This window comes from Duganella sp. GW822-FHT06D06, assembly GCF_058799615.1.
Map to the genome: position 1 here is coordinate 362,834 of NZ_JBXALQ010000003.1, position 17,566 is coordinate 380,399.

The following is a 17,566-nucleotide window of genomic DNA, read 5'->3' on the forward strand; positions in this document are numbered from 1 at the left end:
AAACGAAACGCCCGAACGATTAATCGCCCGGGCGTTTATTTAGCAATGCTGCGAAGGACGCATCAAGCCCGGCTGGACAACATTTTGTCGATCAAACCGTACTCTACAGCCTCTTCCGCCGACATGAAACGATCACGATCGGTGTCTTTGGCGATCTGCTCGACGGTTTGACCCGTGCGTTCAGCCATGATCGAGTTCAGACGGTGGCGCAGGTACAGGATTTCCTTGGCCTGGATTTCGATATCCGAAGCCATGCCCTGCGAGCCGCCGGACGGCTGGTGGATCATGATGCGCGAGTTCGGCAGCGAAAAACGCTTGCCCTTGGCGCCGGCCGCCAGCAGGAAGGCGCCCATCGAGGCGGCCATGCCGGTGCACAGCGTCGACACGTCAGGCTTGATGAACTGCATCGTATCGAAGATCGCCAGGCCGGCCGACACCGAACCGCCCGGGGAGTTGATGTACAGCGAGATATCCTTGTCCGGATTTTCGCTCTCGAGGAACAGCAACTGGGCGACGATCAGGTTCGCCATCTGGTCGTTGACGGGGCCGACCATGAAGATTACGCGTTCCTTCAGCAGGCGCGAGTAAATGTCATAGGAGCGCTCGCCGCGGCCGCTTTGTTCGACCACCATCGGCACCAGGCCGAGCATTTCAGTGTCCAGCGCCGGATTACGGTTCATACCAGTCATTCCATTTCCTTGTGAAGCAGCTAGAGGCCGGAGACTTAATCTTACATCATCTTAAGTCTGCGGCCCACGCTGGATTACGCTTGTGCGTTGCTTCCCATCAGTTCGTCGAAGGCCACGACCTTGGACGACGTTTTCGACAGGCCCAGGACGTAGTTAACGACGTTTTCTTCCAATACAAGGGCTTCGACTTCAGCCAGGCGACGACGATCGCTGTAGTAGTACTTCAGCACTTCGCGCGGGTCTTCGTAGCTCTGTGCGAAGTCTTCGACTTGCGCCTTGACTTGTTCAGGCTGGGCTTGCAGCTTGTTCTCGCCGACCAGTTGCGACAGGATCAGGCCCAGGCGTACGCGACGCTCGGCTTTTTCTGCGAACAGTTCTGGTGGGAACGGGATGTCCTTGACGTTCATGCCGCGCTGAGCCATGTCTTGACGGGTCATTTCGGCCAGGCGCTCGGTGTCTTGAGCGATCAGCGCCTGTGGCACGTCCAGGGTGGCGGTTTTCACCAGCGCATCCATCACGGCTTCCTTGTTGCGGGCTTTGACACGGCCGGCAACTTCGCGTTCCAGGTTGACTTTGATGTCTTCGCGCATTTTAGCGACGTCGCCATCGGCCACGCCCAGCGACTTGGCGAATTCGCCGTCGACTTCCGGCAGGTGCGCCCATTCCAGTTTCTTCAGGGTGATGGTGAACGATGCGGTTTTGCCGGCCACGTCCTTACCATGGTAGTCCTCCGGGAAAGCCAGTGGGAAGGTCTTGGCTTCGCCGACTTTCAAACCGATGGTGGCTGCTTCGAATTCCGGCAGCATGCGGCCTTCGCCCAGCACGAAAGCGTAGTCTTCAGCTTTGCCGCCTGGGAATTCAACGCCGTCGATCGAGCCGACGAAGTCCACGGTCACGCGGTCGCCGTTGGCTGCAATCGCTGCGCCGCCGTCGCCGTGCTCACCGGCTTCACCCTTGGTGTGGAAGTGCACGCGCTGCTTGCGCAGGATTTCGATGGTTTTGTCGATTTCGGTTTCCGACACGTCGGCCTTGACGGTTTCGATTTCCACGGTGGTCAGGTCGCCAACGACGACTTCCGGGTAGATTTCGAAGGTTGCGTCGAACGCCAGCACGCCTTCCGCCGACTCTTCCTTAGGCTCGATGCGTGGGTAGCCTGCTACGCGCAGTTCGGCGGAATTGGCGGCGTCGTTGAAAGCACGGCCAACTTTATCGTTCAGCACTTCGGTCTCGATCTGATAACCGTACTGTGCTGCGACCATTTTCATAGGAACTTTACCCGGACGGAAGCCTGGTGCCTTAGCCGATTTGGCTTGCACTTTCAGACGCTTCTCAACTTCAGCGCGGACCTCGGTCAGCGGGAAGGAGATCGTGATACGACGTTCGAGTTTGCCTAAGGTTTCGACTGCAGTTGCCATGTAAAAATCGTCCAAAAAAATAGTAATACAGTTGGTGCGAGGAGGGGGACTCGAACCCCCACACCATTGCTGGCGTCAGGACCTAAACCTGGTGCGTCTACCAATTTCGCCATCCTCGCGGCATGTTTGCACAAAAGCAAAGGGCGACCCGTAAGTGAAAACGGTCGCCCTATTCCCGCTGAACTCTGCGAGAGCTTTCAACTTCAACGCGGTATTTTAACGGGTTTTTCAGCGAAATGTGACGATTTTTAATATGTCGCCAACATTCCGCTGAATTTTCCTTATTTCACCGGCTTTTTCACTCTAAACCATGCCGCATACAAGGCTGGCAGGAATAATAAGGTTAATGCCGTGGCCAATATCAGTCCTCCCATGATAGCCACTGCCATCGGCCCCCAGAATACCGAGCGCGACAACGGGATCATCGCCAGCGCCGCCGCGGCGGCCGTCAGGATGATGGGACGGCAACGGCGCACCGCCGATTCGACGATCGCGGTCCACGGATCGTGGCCGGCCTTGATATCCTGCTCGATCTGGTCGACCAGGATCACCGAGTTGCGGATGATCATGCCGAACAGCGCGATGATGCCCAGGTTGGCCACGAAGCCCAGCGGACGGCCCAGCAACAACAGCGCCATCGCCGCCCCCGCCACGCCCAGCGGGCCGGTCAGGAACACCAGCAGCGCCCGCGAGAAGCTGTGCAGTTGCAGCATCAGCAAGGTGAAGATGATGAAGATCGCCAGCGGCAGGTTGGCCGCGATCGACGCTTCCGCCGTGCCGCTGTCGGCCGCCGCCCCCTTGACCTTGATGGCGTAGCCGGCCGGCAGGTTGTCGCGCAGCTGCTTCAACTTCGGTTCGATCTGGCCGGAGACGGTCGGGCCCTGGATGTTGTCGGCCACGTCGGACTGCACGGTGATCGCCCATTCGCGCCCTTCCCGCCACACCACGCCCGGCTCCCACACGAAGTGGGCGCGCGCCAGCTGGCTGATCGGCACCGACTTGCCGCTGGCGGTCGGGATATTCGTGTCGTTCAGGATCGAGATGGTGTTGCGCTCCTCGATCGGCTGGCGGATCTGGATGTCGATCAGCTTGATGTCCTCGCGGAACTGGCCGATGGTGGTGCCCGACAGGATGGTGTTCGCCGCCCGCATCACGGTCTGCGAGGTCACGCCCAGCGCGCGCATCTTGTCCTGGTCCAGGTCGAGGCGCAGCACCTTGATCGATTCATTCCAGTTGTCGTTGACGCCCAGCGTGTTCGGATTGGCGCGCATGATGTCCTTCACCTGGTCGGCGATGGCGCGCACCTTGCCCACTTCGCCGCCGGTCACGCGGAACTGCACCGGATACGGCACCGGCGGCCCGTTCGGCAGCAGCTTGACGCGGCCGCGCACTTCCGGGAAGTCGCGCTTGAAGATGTCGACGATCTTGTCGCGCAGCGCGCCGCGCGCGTGCAGGTCTTTCGGCAGCACGACGATCTGCGACACGTTAGTCTGCGGGAAGATCTGGTCCAGCGGCAGGTAGAAGCGCGGCGAACCGGTGCCGACGTAGCTGGTCACGCTGACCACGCCCTCCTGCTTGCGGATGAAGGCTTCGAACTTCTTGACCTGCGCCTCGTTGGCGGCGAAGGTCGTGCCTTCCGGCGTCCACAGCTCGACCATCAGCTCGGGACGGCTGGAGTCCGGGAAGAACTGCTTCTCGATGAAATTGAAACCGTACACGCCCAGCGCGAACACCACCAGCGTCAAGACTATGGTGGTCTTGCGGTATTCGACGCACCAGTTGACCACCGCGCGGAACCTGCGGAAGCCCGGCGTGTCGAACAGGTCGTGCTCGCTGCCGCCGTCGGCGTGCGGCTTGACCTTCAGCAGCACGTAGCCGATGTAGGGCGTGAACACCACCGCCACCACCCACGAAATCACCAGCGCCAGCGCGTTGACCGAGAACAGCGAGAAGGTGTACTCGCCGGCCGCCGACTTGGCCAGGCCGATCGGCAGGAAACCCGCCACCGTGATCAGGGTGCCGGTCAGCATCGGGATCGCGGTCGAGGTGTAGGCGAAGGTGGCGGCGTCGAAGCGCGACATGCCCTCTTCCATCTTGCGCACCATCATTTCGACGGCGATGATGGCGTCGTCCACCAGCAGGCCCAGCGCGATGATCAGCGCGCCCAGCGAAATCTTGTGCAGGTCGATGTCCAGCATGCGCATGCACAGGAAGGTCACCGACAGCACCAGCGGTATGGTCAGCGCCACCACCAGGCCGGGACGCACGTCCAGCCGCAGCCTGGGCTTGGTATGCAGGCCCAGCGCGACAAAGCTGACGGCCAGCACGATCAGCACCGCTTCGATCAGCGTGTGGACGAACTCGCCCACCGAGGCCTTGACGGCTTCAGGCTGGTCGGAAACGCGCTCGAGCTCGATACCGACCGGCAGCTTGGCCTTCATCGCGGCCACGGTCTTCTCCATGTGCTTGCCGAGCTGGATGATGTTGCCGCCCTTTTCCATCGACACGCCCAGGCCGATCACTTCCTTGCCGTTGAAGCGCATCTTGTTACCCGGCGGGTCCTGGTACAGGCGCTTGATGGTGGCGAAGTCGCCCAGGCGGAAGGTGGTGCCGTTGGCGCGCAGCTCCAGGTCTTCCAGGTCCTTGACGGTCTTCAGCGCACCGGTCACGCGCACTTGCAGGTTGTCGGTCGGCGTGACCAGCACGCCGGTCGCCTCCACCGTGTTCTGGGTGGCGATCTGGTTGGCGATGGCTTCGATCGGTATGCCCAGCTGGGAGAACTTCTTGTGCGAGAACTCGATGTTGATCTTTTCGTCCTGCACGCCGAACAGCTCGACCTTGGACACCAGCGGCACGCCCAGCAGCTGCTGGCGCACGAAGTCGGCGTAGTCCTTCATCTCGGCATAGGTGAAGCCGTCGCCCGACAGCGCGAAGATGGAACCATAGGTATCGCCGAACTCATCGTTGAAGAACGGACCCTGCACGCCCGGCGGCAAGGTGGCACGGATGTCGCCGATCTTCTTGCGCACCTGGTACCAGGATTGCGCCACTTCCTTGGGCGGCGCCGATTCGCGCAGCTTCAGGATGATGGTGGTCTCGCCCGGCTTGGAGTAGCTGCTGATCTCGTCGATGTCCGGCGTCTCCTGCAGTTTTTTCTCCAGCTTGTCGGTGACCTGCTCGGCCATTTGCAGCGAGGTCGCGCCCGGCCAGTTGGCCCGCACCACCATCGCGCGGAAGGTGAACGGCGGATCTTCATCCTGGCCCAGGTTGGAATAGCTGAGCATGCCGCCGATCAGCAGCACCGCGATCAGGTAGCGCGTCAGCGGGATGTGCTCCAGCGCCCAGCGCGAAAGATTGAAGCCGCCCATCATTTGGCGGCCCCCGCCACCACCGGCGCAGGAGCCGAGGTCGCCGGCAGATCGTTGCCGAGGATCTTGACCTTCTGGCCCGGCTTGAGCAGGTTGACGCCGGCCGTGACCACCGTCTGGCCGGCCTTGACGCCGCTGCCCAGCACGATCTCGTTGCCGGCCGCGCCGGCAATGGTCACCGGCACCAGCTTGACGACGCCGCCCTCGACCACCCACACCGACGAGGCCGATTTTTCATAATACAGCGCCGTCAGCGGCACCTTGATCTGCGGCGTGGCCGACTTGGAGGCGAACTGCACCACGGCGGTCATGCCCAGCTTGGCTTCGGCCAGCGAGTCCGGAATCGACACCTTGACGGTGTAGGTGCGGGTGGACGGATCGGCCACCGGCGAAATTTCGCGGATCTTGCCGGCCACCGCGTTTTTCGGATCGGCCCACAGGCGCACCTGCACGTCCGGCACACGGCGCAGGGTCTCGACCTTGTCTTCCGGCAGGCCGATGACGATTTCCTTCTCGCCCTGCCTGGCCACGCGCACCACCGGCGCGCCCGGCTGCACCACCTGGCCGACTTCGGCGTCGACCGCGGTCACCACGCCGTCGACATCGGACACCAGACTGGCATAGCCCGCCTGGTTGGACTGGCCGCGATAGGCCGCCTGCGAGGCGTCCACATTGGCTTGCGCCGCCTTGTAGGTGGAATCCTTGGCGTCCAGCACGGCCTGGCTGACGAAGTTCTTGCTGCGCAACTCCTGATAGCGTTTGAGCTCGGCCTTGGCCAGGTCGCGGTTGGTCTCGGAGGCGCGCAGGCCGGCCAGCGCCTGCGCCTGGGCCAGCTGCAAATCCTGCGGATCGAGCTGCATCAGCAGCTGGCCATGCTTGACCAGGCTGCCGACATCGACCTTGCGGGCGACGATCTTGCCGCCGACGCGGAAGGCCAGGCGCGATTCCACGCGGGCGCGCACCTCGCCGGAAAACTCGGCGTTGACATCGATATCGTTGCTGGTGAGCACGATGGCGCGCACCGGACGGATGTCTTCGGTTTTCTCGGCGGGCTTGGAACAGGCGGCCAGTACGGCGGCGGCCAAAACACTAAGTATGAGGGGGTAAATCTGACGCTGATTTTTAAAGGCGACCACGGTGTATTCCTTTAGCTTGCTCTGGACTGTAGATGGCACTACTATTACGGCTCGGAAATTAATGACTTTCCGTTAATTTATTATATGCCGAGCCTATCCGTTTGCAAATGACTTTTGCGTCATTAATTTTAACTATGCTTTTTAGCAATACAATTTATGCCGGTAGAACACTACGAAAATTTCCCTGTTGCATCATTTTTACTGCCGAGCCGCTTGCGGCCGGCGGTGGAAGCGATCTACGCCTTCGCCCGCAGCGCCGACGACCTGGCCGACGAGGGCGACGCCACGCCGGAACAGCGGCTGGCCGCGCTGAACGCCTACGAGGCGGCGCTGGCGCAGATCGAGGCGGGCGGCACCGGCCATGAGCCGATGTTCGAACGCTTGGCGCAGGCGATCCGCGACCACCAGTTGCCGCTCAAGCCGCTGTACGAGCTGCTGTCGGCCTTCAAGCAGGATGTGCTGGTGAGCCGCTACGCCACCTACGACGCGCTGCTGGATTATTGCGCCCGCTCGGCCAATCCGGTCGGCTTCATGATGTTGCATCTGTACGGCCGGGCCGACGAGGAAAACATCCGCGATTCGGACGCCATCTGCACCGCGCTGCAACTGATCAACTTCCTGCAAGATGTGGCGATCGACATCCACAAGGAGCGCATCTACATTCCACTGGAGGATTTGAACCGCTACGCGATCTCGCCGGCGGCGCTCGACCACGCCAGCGCCCGGCCGCGCTGGCGTTCGATGATGAAGTTCGAGGTGGATCGCGCCCGCGCGCTGATGCTGAGCGGCGCGCCGCTGGCCTTGCGCCTGAAGGGCCGCATCGGTTTCGAGCTGCGCCTGGTGGTGCAAGGCGGCCTGCGCATCCTGGACGCCATCGAAGCGGCCGAATACGACGTCTTCCTGCACCGCCCCAAACTGGCCAGGCGCGATTGGCTGGGCATCTGCTGGGCCGCGGTACGGATGAAGAAGCAATAGCCGCGCACGATTAGATCGTTTCCTCTGCACAATTTCCCTTCTCCATGCTACCTTGGCGGCAAATGGAGAAGCGGCATGACGCAGACGGAAGATCGGTCCTCGCGACCGGACATGGCAACATCGAAAGTGGTGGAATTGGGCGTCAACCTGCTGCAAAGCCGGGGACGGGCCTTTGCGTCGGAGTTTTTGGTGCGCAGGAATATCCCGTTCAGCGTCATCGTACGGGTGCTGTCCGATCCGCCGGGACGCCGCCGCGCCGGCAACTTACGGCGCTAGCGGCGCAAGACCAGGCTCAGGCCGGCGGGCCCTTCAGCTCGACCACATTGCCCTCCGGATCGGTCAGATAGATCGACGGCCCCTCGCCTTCCGCGCCGTAGCGCGACTCAAGCTGCCCGGCCGCTACGCCATGCGCCTGCATGTGCGCGCGGATCGCCGCCTCGTCGAAGGGCTCGACCCGCAGACAAAAGTGATCCATGTTGCGCCCCCCGGCGCCCGGCGCCGCGCCGCCCATACTACCCAGCTTGCCATCCACCGGCACCAGGTCGATCAGGGAACTGCCGGCGCGCAGTTGCACCAGGCCGATTTCATCCTGGCGCCGCTCGACCGTGCAACCCAGCGCGCCGCAGTAGAACGCCAGCATGCGCTCCAGGCTGACCACGCGCAGCACCAGATGATCGATCTCACGAATTTGTATCATTTGAACATCTCATTCAACAGGCGCTGCATCTCCTCGCCTGTAACGTGTTTCTTATGCGTGGCGATGGTCCAGGTATTGCCAAACGGATCCATCACCCGCCCCTCGCGCGTGCCGAAGAACATGTCGCCGACCGGACTCAACTGACGCGCGCCCGCCGCTATCGCCAGCGCCATCGTGGCATCGGCGTCGGCCACGTAGATCTGCGCCAGCAGCGGCTGCTCCGGCCAGCCGTCCATCGATTCGCCCAGGTTGACGCGCGAATCGCCGATCTTCACTTCGCAGTGCACCACCCTGCCATCCGGCGTATGCAAGCGCAACAGTTCCTGCGCGCCGAACACTTTCTGATAGAACGCCACCGCACCCGCAACATCGCTGACGATGCAGTTCGGTGTAATGGTATTGCTTCCTTCCGGCCGGCCCTTGGTCTCCACAGCAGTCTCCTTATCGAGTGAGCAATCTTATCTAATTAAGAACAATGAACTCTACCCCAATCCGCCGCCGCTGTGCCGACAGTGGCCACATTGTTACACTTAACCTATAGAATAGCGGCTTCGATGTCATCCTTGCTTTTTTATCCATGTCTCCCGACGACTACTGCCAGCAAAAGACCGCCCAGAGCGGCTCCAGTTTCTACTACAGCTTCCTGTTCCTGCCAGCGGAGCGTCGCCGTGCAATCACCGCCTTGTATGCGTTTTGCCGCGAAGTGGATGACACCGTCGACGAATGCACCGACGAGTCGATCGCCCGCATCAAACTATCCTGGTGGCGCAAGGAAATCGCCAATATGTACGAAGGCCAGCAGACCCACCCGGTGACGCAGGCGCTGCAACCGCACCTGGCTGTCTACCAGCTGCAGCAACAACACCTGCAAGCCATCATCGACGGCATGGAGATGGACCTCAACCAGACCCGCTACCTCGACTATGCGGCGCTGAGCAAGTACTGCTGGCACGTGGCCAGCGTGGTCGGCATCCTGTCGGCCAGCATCTTCGGCGCGACCAGGCCGGAAACGCTGCAATACGCGGAAAAACTGGGCCACGCCTTCCAGCTGACCAACATCATCCGCGACGTCGGCGAAGACGCGCGCAAAGGCCGCATCTACCTGCCGATCAGTGAGCTGCAACAGTTCAACGTCACCGCCGCCGACCTGCTCAACGCCCGCCACAGCGAGAACTTCGAGAAGCTGATGGCCTTCCAGGCCGCCCGCGCGCAACAGGTCTACGACGAAGCATTCGCGCTGCTGCCGCAGGAAGACCGCCGCGCCCAGCGTCCCGGCCTGATGATGTCCGCCATCTACCGCACGCTGCTGACCGAAGTGGAAGCCGACGGCTACCATGTCCTCACCCAGCGCATCTCGCTGACGCCCATCCGCAAGCTCTGGCTGGCGTGGAAGACCTACATTCGTGGCTGAGGTAGGCATGAACAAGCGCGCCGGCAAGCTCGAGCCGGGCCTGACCTCGCGTTCGGTGGCCGTGATCGGCGGCGGCTGGGCCGGTTGCGCCGCCGCCGTCGAGATGGCGCGCGCCGGCTACAAGGTCACGCTGTTCGAAGCGGCCCGCACCCTGGGCGGCCGCGCCCGCCGCATCGAGACCGACCATCGCCACCTCGACAACGGCCAGCACATCCTGCTGGGCGCCTACAGCGAAACGCTGCGGCTGATGCGGCGGACCGGCGTCGACCGCGATACGGCCTTGCTGTCCCTGCCGCTGCAAATGCGCTACCCGGCCGGCAGCGGCGGCATGGATTTCGTCGCGCCCGGCCTACCCTTGCCCGCGCCGCTGCACCTGGCGCTGGCGCTGCTGCGCGCCAAGGGCCTGGAACGGGCCGATAAACTCAGCCTGGCGCGCTTCTCCACCAGCGCGCGCTGGATGGGCTGGACCCTGCACGCCGATTGCAGCGTGACCGAGCTGCTGGAGCGTTTCGATCAAACCCCGCGCCTGATCCAGCTGATGTGGCGCCCGCTGTGCCTGGCCGCGCTGAACACGCCGCCGGAACGCGCCTCGGCCCAGGTCTTCCTCAACGTGCTGCGCGACAGCCTGGGCGCCAAACGCAGCGCCTCGGACATGCTGCTGCCGCGGGTCGACCTGTCCGCCCTGCTGCCCGAGGCGGCGGCGGCCTACGTCGCAGCGCACGGCGGCTCGGTGCGCACCGGCGCCAAGGTGCAGGCGCTGCGCTCGATCGAAGGCCGTTTGTGGCAGCTCGACATCAGCGGCGCGGCCGTCGGCGGCAACTGGAGCACCTATTTCAGCGGCGTGGTGCTGGCCACCGGCCCCAGCCAGACCGCCGCCCTGCTGCACGGCATCCCCGATTGCGACACCTCGGCCCTGTGCAGCCAGCTGACCGCCTTCGAGCCGGAAGCCATCACCACCTGCTACCTGCAATACGATCCGGCCACGCGGCTGGAATTGCCCTTCTTCGCCCTGCTGGACGACCCGCAACAGTATCAATGGGGCCAGTTCGTGTTCGACCGCGGCCAGCTCGACGCCAAACAGGCCGGCTTGCTGGCGGTGGTCATCAGCGCCTCCGGCAGCGCCGCCGCCCAACGCCAGGACCTGCTGGCCGAAGCCGTCGCGGTGCAGCTGGCGGCGGTATTCCAGCGGCCGGAGCTGGGACGACCGGCCTGGTTCAAGGTCATCACCGAGAAGCGCGCCACCTACGCCTGCACGCCCGGCCTGGCGCGGCCGGACAACGCCAGCGGCCTGCCGGGACTGGTCATCGCCGGCGACTATACCGCCGGCGACTACCCGGCCACGCTGGAATCGGCGGTGCGCAGCGGCGTCGCCGCCGCCGGCTTGCTCAAGGGGGCTACCATCTAGTCCCCCGTTTTTGTCGCCTGCCCCGCCATTTATGCAGCCTGTCACATGCCGTTGGCATCCGGGCGAGCGCTTGCGTACAGTAGCACCATCGACAAAAGACATATATTGGAATCAACATGAACATCTCTCTCAGCTTGAAAATCCTTGCCTTGATCGCCTTCGTCGCGGCCAGCACGGTATCCATCGTGCAGACCGCACCGGTGGCGAGCGGCGCGATGGCCATGGCACACAGCAGCGCAACATTAGGTATTTGACATCATGAACAAGCAGGCATACCTCGACGCGCTCAAACAGGCCATGCACGGCCTGCCGCCGGAAACGGTGGCCAAGACCCTGGCCTACTACGAGCAGCGCTTTATCGACGGCCTGGTGGCCGGCCGCAGCGAAGCAGAGGTCTACCAAGAGCTCGACGAACCGCGCAAGGTCGCCATGACGCTGCGCGCCAATCTGCACCTGGGCGCCTTCGAGCAAAAGAAAACCCCGCTCAACCTGGCCCGCGTGCTGGTCTCCTTCATCGGCCTTTGCATTTTCAACCTGTTCATGGTGATCCCGGCGATGGTGTATGCCTCGCTGCTGGGCGCTGTCTACGTTTCCGCCTTCGCCTTCTACATCGCCGGCATCGCGCTGGTGTCCAGCGGCCTGTCGGGCCAGAACGAGCTGGCGCTGGAAGGCCCGCTGCGCCATGTGATGGAGTTCACCAATTCGCACTTCGACCCGAACGAGGAAGAGGACATCCAGGGCTGGCGCATGGCCATCAACAACATGGGCGTCCAGGTCAGCAAGGACCCGGACAGCAGCGACACCAGCAACAGCGGCGACGAGAACCTGAGCCGCAGCGGCCGCCTGCTGAACCGCGCCGAGGCGGTTGCCACCGGCGACCTGCACATCACCACCGATTTCGACAACGGCGCCCGCACCAGCCAGTCGCTGATCGGTTTCGGCCTGATACTGGGCGGGATCGGGCTGTGCCTGGTCAGCATCGTCGTCACCCGCTACACCATGATCGGTCTGAAACGGTATGTAGCAATGAACCTGTCCCTGCTTCGCGGACGCTAAGGAGTCATGACCATGCGCGCATTATTAAAAATCGGTACCAGCCTGCTGCTGCTGTCCTTCGTCCTGATCGGCGTCAGCTACAGCATGCTGAAGGCCTACGGCAGCACCAGCCCGACCAGTTCGGCCGGCCGCGCCCTCGGCAGCGAAACCCGCAAGATCGACGCCATGGCCACCGTCGTCGAGCTCAGCGGCCCGATCGACCTGATTTTGATCCAGGGTCCGGTGGCGTCGCTGAAGGTGCGCGGCGAACAGCGTTCGCTGGCCAATATCGAGACCATCCAGGATGGCCGCGACCTGCACATCGGCACCAAGGGCATGCTGCTCAATCCGCGCCATCCCTTGCAGGTGGAGCTGGTGCTGCCGCAGTTGGAGGAACTGGCGGTGCGCAGCAGCGGCGAGACCAAGGTTAGCGGCTTCAGCGGCGACAAGCTGGAGTTGCAACTGCACGGTTCCGGCAACGTCAACTTCACCGGACGTTATCGCGAACTGACCGCCAGCGCCCACGGCAGCGGCCACCTGACCCTGAACGCAGGCAGCAGCGAGAACGTGGAACTGGAGATGGTGGGCTCGGGCCAGATTACGTCGTCCGGCAGCTGCAAGACGCTGAACGCGGAACTGACCGGTTCCGGCGACCTCGATGCGCGCCACCTGTCGTCGGACAAGGTGACGGTCAACCTGAAGGGTTCGGGCACCAGCCATGTCTTCGCCAAGCAGTCGGCGGACCTGACCTTGCGCGGCAGCGGCGATATCCGCGTCATGGGCAATCCGGACCACCGCAACGTCAGCCGCACCGGTTCCGGCGACGTCACCTGGGAATAGTCGCCTGCTTGCGGCCCAGCCAGGCCAGCACATCGCGTCCCGCCGCCTGGCCGCCGGCCAGGCAGGCCGTCAGCAGATAGCCGCCGGTCGGCGCTTCCCAGTCGACCATCTCGCCCGCCACGAACACGCCCGGCGCGGATTTCAGCATCGCCCCTTCCAGCGCATCCCAACGCACGCCGCCGGCGCTGCTGATCGCCTCGTCGATCGGACGGGCGCGCAGCAGGCGCAGCGGCAAGCGCTTGATCGCCTGCGCCAGCTGGTCCTCGTCGGCGTAGCGTTCCTTGCTCAAACACTCGCGCAGCAAGCCGGCCTTGACGCCCTTGATGCCCAGGCGGCTTTGCAGATGGCTGGCCATCGAGCGCGCGCCGCGCGGCCGCGCCACCTCGTCCGCCACCCGTTGCGCCGGCAAGTCCGGCAACAGGTCCAGGTGGATCGTGGCGCCGCCGTCGGCGCCGATCTGCTCGCGCAAGGCGGCCGACAGCGCATAGATCAAGCTGCCCTCGACCCCGCCCTGGGTGACGACGAACTGGCCCTGCTTGCGGAACTCCTTGCCATCCGCGCCGGTGGAGATGATGGCGACGGTGGTCAGCGGTTCGCCCGCGTGGCGGCTGCTGAAATGCTCGCTCCAGTCGACGTCGAAGCCGCAGTTGGCCGGCGCCAGCGGCGCCACGCCGACGCCGCGTTCAGCCAGCACAGGCAGCCACGCGCCGTCCGAGCCCAGTCGCGCCCAGCTGCCGCCGCCCAACGCCAGCACCACCGCGTCGGCGCGCATCAGCAGCTCGCCGTCGGGCGTGTTCAGCACCAGCGCGTCGTCGCGCCAGCCCAGCCAGCGGTGGCGCATGTGGAACTGCACGCCGCTCTCGCGCAGGCGATGCAGCCATGCGCGCAGCAGCGGCGCCGCCTTCATGTCGACCGGGAACACACGGCCCGAGGTGCCGACGAAGGTATCGACGCCCAGCCCATGCACCCAGTCGCGCACATCCTGCGGGCCGAAGGCGTCGAGCATGGCGCGCAGCGGCGCGGCGCCCTTGCCGTAGCGCGTGACGAAATCCGCATACGGCTCGGCGTGGGTGATGTTCATGCCGCCGCGCCCGGCCAGCAGGAACTTGCGGCCGACCGAAGGCATCGCGTCATAAACGTCGACTTGCGCCCCGCCCCGCGCCAGGGTTTGGGCGGCCATCAGGCCGGCGGGACCGCCACCGATGACGGCAACGCGAAAAGGTGTCAAACTAGACTGCATGAATTCGGTCCGATAGAAGCATAGTTACAGGAGACAAGATGGGCGCGATGTTTTGGATTAAACGCTATTTGCAGGCCGCCGTGCCTTTGTTCGTGATACTGGCGGCGGTGGAATGGATCAAAGGCTCGACCACGCGCGAGGATTATCTGAGCGCCGCCGTGTGGGCGCTGGCGGCGGCAGGCATCTTCACCTATGCGGCCTGGCGCCGCTACTGCAACGCCAAGGCCTGCGGCATGTGCGACGATCTGGGCGCCGCCCGCAACGCCGGCAAGGGCAAGAAGCCGTAGCCTAGCCGCCCGTCACCGGCGGGAAGAACGCCACCTCGGCGCCATCGGCCAGCGCCGTGTCGGCGCCGCACATCAGCTGGTTGCAAGCCATGCGCAAGGCCGGGCTGCCCAAGGCCTGCTGCCAGGCGTCGCCGCGCGCGGCCAGGTGGGCGCGCAGGGCGCCGACCGTGGCCACGCCTGCCGGCAACTCCAGCGTCTCGGACGACGCGCCCAGCGACTCGCGCACGCTGGCGAAAAATTTTACGGTAACAGCCATCAGTGCATCAACTCGCTAAACGGTATGAATCGAACCGTGTCGCCGGCCGCGATGGTCTGGCCGGGCGGATTGTCGATCACGCCATCGCCCCACACGGTCGACGTCAGCACGCCCGAACTCTGGTTATTGAACAATTCGAGCCCGCCGGCGGCATTGATGCGCGCGCGCAGGAACTCGTTGCGTTTGTCGGCCTTGGGCCAGTTGAAGTCGGCGCGCATCATGAACGCGCGCGGCGCCAGCAGCTCCGTCACGCCTTGCAGGCGCAGGATGAACGGACGCACAAACATCAGGAAAGTGATGAAGCTCGACACCGGATTGCCAGGCAAGCCGACAAAGAAGGCCTGCCCCACCTCGCCGAACGCCAGCGGCTTGCCCGGCTTGACGGCGATCTGCCACATATTCAGCTTGCCCTCCGCCTCGACGGCCGGCTTGATGTGATCCTCCTCGCCGACCGAGACGCCGCCGGAGGTGATGATCAGGTCATGCCCTTGCGCGCACTCGCGCAGCACCGAACGGGTGGCGTCCAGGGAGTCGGGCACGATGCCGAAGTCGGTGATCTCGCAGCCCAGGTTTTCCAGCAGCGCGCGCAAAGTGAAGCGGTTGGAGTTGTAGACGGCGCCGGGCGCCAGCGGCTCGCCCGGCATCGCCAGCTCGTCGCCGGTGAAGAACACGGCCACGTGCAGCCGACGCCTGACCGGCAGCTCGGCCAGGCCGACCGAAGCGGCCAGGCCCAGCTCCTGGCTGCGCAGGCGCGTACCGGCCGGCAGGATGATGCTGCCGTTGGTGATGTCCTCGCCGGCGCGGCGTATCCATTCGCCGGACTTGGGCGCGTGGCGGACCGTCACCACATTGCCCGCCAGCTCGCACTGTTCCTGCATGACGACAGCGTCGGCGCCTTCCGGTATCAGCGCACCGGTGAAGATGCGCGCAGCGGTCCCCGGCAGCAAGGGTTGGCCGACGTGGCCGGCCGGTATGCGCTGCGACACCGTCAGCGCGGCGTTGCCGCTGACGCAATCGGCGGCGCGCACCGCATAGCCGTCCATCTGCGTGTTGTCCATGCCCGGCACATTCATGCCCGATACCTGCGCCTTCGCCAGCACGCGGCCGTTGGCCGTCAGCGTCGGCACGGTTTCCACTTCGGTCACCGGCCGCGCGGCGGCGGCCATCAGGGCCAGCGCTTCGCCGACCGGCAGCAGGGGCTTGTGTGCGCTCATCGTTACAGACCGGTGTTGGCCGCGATGTAGGCTTTCATCTTCTCCACGTCCGGCGGCATGACGACGAACTTCTGCGGCAGGTCCTCGATGTTCTCGAAGCCTTCCGGACGTTCGGCGTCCTCGCCCAGCGCATCGAGGATGGTCTCGTTGAACTTGGCGGCCAGCGCGGTTTCCAGCACGATCATCGTCACGCCGGGCTCCAGGTTCTCGCGCGCGACCTTGATGCCGTCGGCGGTGTGGGTGTCGATGACGATGCCGTAGTCGTCGGCCACGTCGCGGATGGTGTTCAGGCGGTCTTCGTGGGTGGACTTGCCGGACTTGAAGCCGTACTTGCCCACCTGCTTGAACTCGTCGCCGTCGGCGCCCGGCTTGCCGGACAGGTCGAAGCCGCCGTGGGTTTCCACCTTCTGGAACAGCGCGCGGGTGCGCTCGCCGTCGCGGCCCACCAGGTCGTAGATGAAGCGCTCGAAGTTGGACGCCTTGGAAATGTCCATCGACGGGCTGCTGGTGTGGTAGGTCTCGGCCGACTTGCGCACGCGGTAGACGCCGGTGCGGAAGAACTCATCGAGCACGTCGTTTTCGTTGGTGGCGGCGACCAGCTTGGCGATCGGCAGGCCCATCATGCGGGCGATGTGGCCGGCGCAGATATTGCCGAAGTTCCCCGACGGCACGGTGAACGACACCTTCTGGTCGTTCGACGTGGTCGCCGCCAGGTAGCCGCGGAAGTAGTACACCACCTGCGCCACCACGCGCGCCCAGTTGATCGAATTGACGGTGCCGATCTTCTGCTTGGCCTTGAACGGCAGGTCGTTGGAGACCGCCTTGACCATGTCCTGGGCGTCGTCGAACACGCCTTCGATGGCGATGTTGAAGATGTTCGGGTCCTGCAGCGAGAACATCTGCGCGGTCTGGAAGGCGCTCATTTTCTTGTGCGGCGACAGCATGAAGACGCGGATGCCCTGCTTGCCGCGCATGGCGTATTCGGCGGCGCTGCCGGTGTCGCCGGAGGTGGCGCCGAAGATGTTCAGTTGCGCGTTCTGCCTGGTCAGCGTGTATTCGAACAGATTGCCCAGCAATTGCATCGCCATGTCCTTGAAGGCCAGGGTCGGGCCGTTGGACAGCGCCTGCAACATCAGTCTGGTGCCGTTGGCGCCCTCTTCCAGCATGCGCAGCGGCGTGATCTGGCTGGCTTTTTCGCCCTGGCGGGCGTTCTTGTAGACTTCCTTGGTGTAGGTCTTGGCGGTCAAGGCGCGCAGGTCGGCATCCGGAATATCGGTCGCGAACTTCTTCAGGATCTCGTAGGCCAGGTCGGCATAGGACAGCTGGCGCCATGCATCGAGCTCGGCGCCGGTCACTTGCGGGTACGAAGCCGGCAGGAACAGGCCGCCGTCGACGGCCAGGCCACCCAGAAGGATGTCGGAGAATTGTTGGGAAGACGAGGCGGCGGCCGAAGCGGCGGCGCGGGTAGACACGTATTGCATAGATTAGAAAGTCCGGTTGAGCTGACGGATAAAAGGCAGAACGGTACAAAGCGAGCGGATATTATAGTGCGCCCGGCCGATTCCCGTGAAATCGGCGTTGTTTTATGTCTATCGGCG

The 17,566-nt window shown here is 64.0% G+C and carries 18 protein-coding genes and 1 tRNA gene; 8 read left to right on the forward strand and 11 right to left on the reverse strand.

The annotated features are described in order from the left end of the window. Positions 1 to 62: 62 nt before the first annotated feature. The 5 genes from clpP to AC1RMD_RS07785 all read right to left on the reverse strand — a co-directional run bounded on the left by clpP (position 63) and on the right by AC1RMD_RS07785 (position 6,557). Positions 63 to 680 carry an ATP-dependent Clp endopeptidase proteolytic subunit ClpP gene (clpP, locus tag AC1RMD_RS07765; protein ID WP_408014816.1) on the reverse strand — a complete coding sequence of 206 codons (618 nt, stop codon included), beginning with the start codon at positions 678 to 680 and terminating at the stop codon, positions 63 to 65. An 83-nt stretch (positions 681 to 763) separates the two neighbouring features. Continuing rightward, a complete protein-coding gene (gene tig / locus AC1RMD_RS07770; protein WP_492925283.1) occupies positions 764 to 2,104 on the reverse strand; it encodes a trigger factor in 1,341 nt (446 codons plus the stop codon). Positions 2,105 to 2,136: 32 nt separating this feature from the next. Then, positions 2,137 to 2,223: transfer RNA gene (locus AC1RMD_RS07775), tRNA-Leu, on the reverse strand. Positions 2,224 to 2,385: 162 nt separating this feature from the next. Further along, on the reverse strand, positions 2,386 to 5,475 hold the full coding sequence (locus AC1RMD_RS07780) for an efflux RND transporter permease subunit (RefSeq protein WP_492925285.1): 3,090 nt from the start codon (positions 5,473 to 5,475) through the stop codon (positions 2,386 to 2,388). After that, on the reverse strand, positions 5,472 to 6,557 hold the full coding sequence (locus AC1RMD_RS07785) for an efflux RND transporter periplasmic adaptor subunit (RefSeq protein ID WP_492925287.1): 1,086 nt from the start codon (positions 6,555 to 6,557) through the stop codon (positions 5,472 to 5,474). The genes AC1RMD_RS07780 and AC1RMD_RS07785 overlap by 4 nt, the downstream gene beginning before the upstream one ends. A 207-nt stretch (positions 6,558 to 6,764) precedes the next feature. Between AC1RMD_RS07785 and hpnC the strand changes: the two genes are divergently transcribed. Further along, complete coding sequence (gene hpnC / locus AC1RMD_RS07790) at positions 6,765 to 7,583, forward strand: squalene synthase HpnC (RefSeq protein WP_492925289.1); 819 nt, start codon at positions 6,765 to 6,767, stop codon at positions 7,581 to 7,583. Between the two features lie 111 nt (positions 7,584 to 7,694). Beyond that, positions 7,695 to 7,859 carry a hypothetical protein gene (locus AC1RMD_RS07795; protein ID WP_492925290.1) on the forward strand — a complete coding sequence of 55 codons (165 nt, stop codon included), beginning with the start codon at positions 7,695 to 7,697 and terminating at the stop codon, positions 7,857 to 7,859. Between the two features lie 16 nt (positions 7,860 to 7,875). Here AC1RMD_RS07795 and AC1RMD_RS07800 read toward each other — a convergent pair whose 3' ends face one another. Together AC1RMD_RS07800 and AC1RMD_RS07805 are read right to left on the reverse strand one after the other, a co-directional pair. Further along, a complete protein-coding gene (locus AC1RMD_RS07800; RefSeq protein WP_492925291.1) occupies positions 7,876 to 8,280 on the reverse strand; it encodes a VOC family protein in 405 nt (134 codons plus the stop codon). After that, positions 8,277 to 8,711 carry a VOC family protein gene (locus AC1RMD_RS07805; protein WP_492925292.1) on the reverse strand — a complete coding sequence of 145 codons (435 nt, stop codon included), beginning with the start codon at positions 8,709 to 8,711 and terminating at the stop codon, positions 8,277 to 8,279. The genes AC1RMD_RS07800 and AC1RMD_RS07805 overlap by 4 nt, the downstream gene beginning before the upstream one ends. A 146-nt stretch (positions 8,712 to 8,857) precedes the next feature. Between AC1RMD_RS07805 and hpnD the strand changes: the two genes are divergently transcribed. From hpnD to AC1RMD_RS07830, 5 genes are all read left to right on the forward strand, one after another. After that, positions 8,858 to 9,691: a presqualene diphosphate synthase HpnD gene (hpnD, locus tag AC1RMD_RS07810; protein WP_492925294.1), complete on the forward strand. Its 834-nt coding sequence runs from the start codon at positions 8,858 to 8,860 to the stop codon at positions 9,689 to 9,691. A 7-nt stretch (positions 9,692 to 9,698) separates the two neighbouring features. After that, positions 9,699 to 11,096 (forward strand): hydroxysqualene dehydroxylase HpnE, encoded by a 1,398-nt coding sequence (gene hpnE, locus AC1RMD_RS07815; RefSeq protein ID WP_492925296.1) that lies wholly within the window; start codon positions 9,699 to 9,701, stop codon positions 11,094 to 11,096. Positions 11,097 to 11,212: 116 nt separating this feature from the next. Then, positions 11,213 to 11,350, forward strand: a complete 138-nt coding sequence (locus AC1RMD_RS07820) for a hypothetical protein (protein WP_492925298.1) — start codon at positions 11,213 to 11,215, stop codon at positions 11,348 to 11,350. Positions 11,351 to 11,354: 4 nt separating this feature from the next. Continuing rightward, positions 11,355 to 12,152, forward strand: coding sequence for a DUF1700 domain-containing protein (locus AC1RMD_RS07825; RefSeq protein ID WP_492925300.1), 798 nt, complete (start codon positions 11,355 to 11,357; stop codon positions 12,150 to 12,152). A gap of 12 nt (positions 12,153 to 12,164) precedes the next feature. Then, the gene (locus AC1RMD_RS07830; protein WP_492925302.1) at positions 12,165 to 12,971 is read left to right on the forward strand and encodes a head GIN domain-containing protein; all 807 of its coding nucleotides are present in this window, start codon (positions 12,165 to 12,167) and stop codon (positions 12,969 to 12,971) included. Here AC1RMD_RS07830 and AC1RMD_RS07835 read toward each other — a convergent pair. Further along, on the reverse strand, positions 12,958 to 14,211 hold the full coding sequence (locus AC1RMD_RS07835) for a TIGR03862 family flavoprotein (RefSeq protein WP_492925304.1): 1,254 nt from the start codon (positions 14,209 to 14,211) through the stop codon (positions 12,958 to 12,960). The two genes, AC1RMD_RS07830 and AC1RMD_RS07835, sit on opposite strands and share 14 nt — an antisense overlap. A gap of 38 nt (positions 14,212 to 14,249) precedes the next feature. Here AC1RMD_RS07835 and AC1RMD_RS07840 point away from each other — a divergent pair, with 38 nt between their 5' ends. Then, entirely contained in the window at positions 14,250 to 14,498 is a 249-nt protein-coding gene (locus AC1RMD_RS07840; protein ID WP_492925306.1) for a hypothetical protein, read from the forward strand. Between the two features lies 1 nt (position 14,499). Here AC1RMD_RS07840 and moaD read toward each other — a convergent pair whose 3' ends face one another. Genes moaD through thrC form a run of 3 tightly spaced genes read right to left on the reverse strand, consistent with a single transcriptional unit; the run spans position 14,500 to position 17,449 of the window. After that, positions 14,500 to 14,754 carry a molybdopterin converting factor subunit 1 gene (moaD, locus tag AC1RMD_RS07845; RefSeq protein WP_492925308.1) on the reverse strand — a complete coding sequence of 85 codons (255 nt, stop codon included), beginning with the start codon at positions 14,752 to 14,754 and terminating at the stop codon, positions 14,500 to 14,502. Beyond that, positions 14,754 to 15,968 carry a molybdopterin molybdotransferase MoeA gene (locus AC1RMD_RS07850; protein ID WP_492925310.1) on the reverse strand — a complete coding sequence of 405 codons (1,215 nt, stop codon included), beginning with the start codon at positions 15,966 to 15,968 and terminating at the stop codon, positions 14,754 to 14,756. The genes moaD and AC1RMD_RS07850 overlap by 1 nt, the downstream gene beginning before the upstream one ends. A gap of 2 nt (positions 15,969 to 15,970) precedes the next feature. After that, positions 15,971 to 17,449 (reverse strand): threonine synthase, encoded by a 1,479-nt coding sequence (gene thrC, locus AC1RMD_RS07855; protein ID WP_492925312.1) that lies wholly within the window; start codon positions 17,447 to 17,449, stop codon positions 15,971 to 15,973. Between the last annotated feature and the right edge of the window lie 117 nt (positions 17,450 to 17,566).